Consider the following 3,755-nt stretch of genomic DNA (forward strand, 5'->3'; position numbering starts at 1 on the left):
GTCTTATATTAAGATGTTGATTAAAAGGTTATTATAATATTAACATAAAGTATTACTTTATGTTTTAGACAATAGTATGCAACAATATGTAAAAGTGTTAGGGAAAGAATTTAAGCATAAATCCGATTTGGAAATTGCAGTACAACAAAAGGCATATATGCGTAACCAATTTGAATATTTTGGTTTAAAGACAGTCACCCGTAGAGCAGTGCAAAAACCATTTTTAGTTAAAGAACATCTTCCTCTACATTCCGAATTAAAAGACTTAATAAAAATTTTATGGAATAAACCAGAGAGGGAATTTCAGTATTTTGGACAAGAGCTGGTTTTTAAATATATAAAAAACGTGCAACCTATAGATATGGCTCTTTATGAATATATGGTAACGCACAAGTCCTGGTGGGATACCGTGGATTTTATCGCTGTAAAACTAATGGGGGCTTTTTTTAAAGTGTATCCAGAACAACGAGAAGAATATGTAGATAAATGGCTGCACTCTGGTAATATATGGCTGCAAAGATGTGCTCTTTTGTTCCAGCTGAAATACAAAACCAAATAGATGTTCAATTGTTAAGTAAGACTATTAATTTTTTACTAGGCTCTAAAGAATTTTTTGTAAATAAAGCCATAGGGTGGGTTTTAAGAGAATATAGCAGAACGAACCCTAAATGGGTATCCGATTTTATAGAAAGAACAGCTTTAAACCCTTTAAGTAGGCGAGAGGCATTGCGTTTAATGTAATCCTATCGTTATACGTAAAAGCCTTATTTTAGACAAATAAGGCTTTTGTGTATGCTTTATATGTGTATATTATTTATATAGATGCTGATTCTCCTTTTTTGTTTTTCTTCATACGTAAATCAAAAAATTCTACCATTAAAGAGAATGCAATAGTAAAGTATAGGTATCCTTTAGGAATAGTCCCAACTTCATTACCGAACACTTCTAAATGAGCCAAATGTGCTGCCTCTGCAATTAGCATAAAACCAATTAATATTAAAAAAGAAAGTCCTAATACCTGTATAGAAGGGTGTTTATTTACAAATTCTCCAACTGGGTTTGCAAAAAGCATCATAATAACGACAGAAATAATAACAGCAACAATCATAAGAACAAGAGCGTCGTTAGGGTCTGGAGTAATACCATTAGTCATCCCGATAGCTGTAAGTATAGAATCAAAAGAGAATACAAGGTTTATTACTGTTATTTGTACAATTGCATTAGAAAGTGATGTGGAACGTGCTTTTGTAACTTCTCTTTCATCATGCCCTTTATCTTCCACTTTTTCGTGAATTTCCTTGGTACTCTTATAAAGTAAAAATAAACCACCTGCAAATAATATTATCGCTTGGCCGCTAATTCCTCCACTAATCCAATCGGAATTTATTACCCAGAAAGGTTTCTTCATAGAGGTTAACAAAGAGATGCCAAAAAGAAGAACAATACGCATTGCCATAGCAAGTACCAAACCTATGTTAGTGGCTTTTTTACGTTGCGTTTTGTCTAGTTTCCCAGCTGCAATAGAAATAAAAATAATATTATCTATTCCCAGTACAATTTCTAAAAAAGTAAGAGTTAGTAATGCAATCCAAGCGTCTGGATTAGAAAAAATTTCAAACATGGTTATTTAATTTTAGTTGCAGTTCCGGTTTTTACTATTAGTTTTTTGTTTTCATCTTTAACTGCGCTTTTATATTCAAAAGTATAAGAATTATCCGTAGTGCTCAATATTTTATAGACTATAGCAACATTACTATTTAAATCTTTAAGGACAAATTCGCAATCATTTACCCAACGTACAGAAGCGCTATCAATCTTGTTGTCGTAGTAATCCACACTATATTTATCATCTCGAATAAATTTGGCTGTTTTTGTTTCCCCTTCTATTTCATATTCAAAAGTAAATTCTCCAGTTTTATAGGCGTTGCAATCTCTTTTGGGTTGATAGCAAGAAATAGTAATGCTTAGTAATAAGATATTAAAAATATTTTTTTTTATCATAGATACAAATTAAATAAATTACCTGTTAATCCGAGCAAATAATTTGAAATACTTATACAGTGTACTTCAAAAATTTTTACCAATCGGTATACGATTTAAAAGAGCCATCGGTATAAAAAATGACTATTTTTTCTGTTTTTTTTGCTTCTAATACATTAAACACTTTTTCTTTAGGGGTGTTTTTGGCTGGAGTAGGAGCTTCTAGTTTTGCGCTATTTTCTTCTAAAGGAAAAGTGCCTTCTCCTTTAAGAAACCAATATAAATTTACTTCAGGAAAAACGCTTATTACTCTTAAAACAAAATCTAAACTAGGTTTGTTTCTTCCAGATAACAAATGAGATATACTAGAGCGTTGCACACTAATTTTATCCGCAAAAGCGGAGGCGGATAAACTGTAGTGTTTTAGAATTTGTGTAAGCCTTTTTATAATATCATCCGTGTTTACCATAATAACCAAAATCTTTTATATATGTTTTTATCAATCTATTTTTATGTTTTTCGAAATACAAATAATCTATATTTTTTATTGAAATTATACTTTAAAAGAATGAATACAATTCTCTCATTATCAATATAATATGCAATTAAAATTTTCTGCATTGCGAAATTCGCAATGCACCTTCTTGATTGCCTAAATAGCACTATGTTACAAAAGTGTATTTTATGTTTACAAATGTAATTTATATTGATTGTATTTTTGCATTGTTCTTAAAAAAAATCAAAATGTTGTCTCCAATAGAATACCAAAATATAAAAGAAAAACATATACAGGGACGCTATCTTGTTACCGAGAAAGTTGATGCCATTTTAAAAAATATTCCTAAAGAATTTACAATAGATAAAATTGGTTTTTCTGTGGAAAAAAGAAACATTAAGAGTGTTACAATTGGCAAAGGAAATCATCGTATTTTAATGTGGTCCCAAATGCATGGAAACGAATCTACAACCACAAAAGCTATTTTGGATTTATTGCAATTTTTGCAACAAGACACAAAAGAAGTAAGCGCTATTAAAAAGAACTGTACTATTAAAATTATACCCATTTTAAATCCCGATGGAGCATACGCGTACACACGAGTGAATGCAAATAATATAGACTTAAATAGAGATGCCCAAGATTTAAGTCAGCCAGAAAGCGTAGTGCTAAAAAAAACATACGATTCTTTTAAGCCAGATTACTGTCTTAATCTACATGACCAACGAACCATATTTAATGTAGGTAACACCAGTAAACCTGCAACAGTGTCTTTTTTGGCTCCTGCACATGATCCAGAACGAAGTATTTCTAGCTCAAGAGCAATTAGCATGCAATTAATTGTAGCGATGAATAAAGAGCTGCAAAAAAAAATTCCTGGACAAGTAGGAAGATATGATGACGGTTTTAACGCAAATTGTGTGGGAGATGCTTTTCAAATGCTAAAAACACCAACTATATTATTTGAATCTGGTCATTACCCCGAAGATTATGATAGAGAAAAAACAAGAGAATATATCTTTATAGCTCTCTTAAAAGTATTAAATGTTATAAGTAATAACTCTGTTCATAATTACAAACAAACAGATTATAATAACATACCCGAAAACAGCAAACAGTTTTATGATATCTTAATATTAAATGCAGAAGAATTAAATCCTGCATTAAAAACGAATACAGATGTTGGTATTTTATTTAAAGAAACATTAATAGAGAATAAATTAAAATTTGTTCCTTATGTGGATAAGACAGGAAACTTAAGAAATAATTTCTTTGGACA

Annotated in this window: 4 protein-coding genes and 1 pseudogene; 2 read left to right on the plus strand and 3 right to left on the minus strand. The window is 30.5% G+C overall.

What is annotated here, in order from left to right; all coding sequences use genetic code 11:
* The first annotated feature begins 157 nt into the window (after nucleotides 1–157).
* Nucleotides 158–741, plus strand: a pseudogene (locus QZZ51_RS14935) (DNA alkylation repair protein).
* 73 nt (nucleotides 742–814) lie between these two features.
* Here QZZ51_RS14935 and QZZ51_RS14940 read toward each other — a convergent pair.
* From QZZ51_RS14940 to QZZ51_RS14950, 3 genes are all read right to left on the minus strand, one after another.
* On the minus strand, nucleotides 815–1,621 hold the full coding sequence (locus QZZ51_RS14940; RefSeq protein ID WP_291871099.1) for a TerC family protein: 807 nt from the start codon (nucleotides 1,619–1,621) through the stop codon (nucleotides 815–817).
* A gap of 2 nt (nucleotides 1,622–1,623) precedes the next feature.
* On the minus strand, nucleotides 1,624–2,001 hold the full coding sequence (locus tag QZZ51_RS14945; RefSeq protein WP_291871101.1) for a hypothetical protein: 378 nt from the start codon (nucleotides 1,999–2,001) through the stop codon (nucleotides 1,624–1,626).
* Between the two features lie 76 nt (nucleotides 2,002–2,077).
* On the minus strand, nucleotides 2,078–2,449 hold the full coding sequence (locus tag QZZ51_RS14950; protein ID WP_291871103.1) for a helix-turn-helix transcriptional regulator: 372 nt from the start codon (nucleotides 2,447–2,449) through the stop codon (nucleotides 2,078–2,080).
* Between the two features lie 275 nt (nucleotides 2,450–2,724).
* On the opposite strand from QZZ51_RS14950, the gene QZZ51_RS14955 reads away from it, so the two are divergent.
* Nucleotides 2,725–3,755, plus strand: a 1,031-nt coding sequence (locus tag QZZ51_RS14955; protein WP_291871104.1) for a M14 metallopeptidase family protein, incomplete at its 3' end; no start/stop codon positions are given.

The sequence above is a fragment of the Maribacter sp. genome (genome assembly GCF_016744255.1).
Taxonomy (GTDB): Bacteria; Bacteroidota; Bacteroidia; order Flavobacteriales; family Flavobacteriaceae; genus Maribacter_B.

What these genes read in the sequence shown, in the direction of transcription:
- QZZ51_RS14940 (WP_291871099.1), bottom strand. Translation starts at nt 1,621, where the DNA reads ATGTTTGAAATTTTTTCTAATCCAGACGCTTGGATTGCATTACTAACT.
- QZZ51_RS14945 (WP_291871101.1), bottom strand. Translation starts at nt 2,001, where the DNA reads ATGATAAAAAAAAATATTTTTAATATCTTATTACTAAGCATTACTATT.
- QZZ51_RS14950 (WP_291871103.1), bottom strand. Translation starts at nt 2,449, where the DNA reads ATGGTAAACACGGATGATATTATAAAAAGGCTTACACAAATTCTAAAA.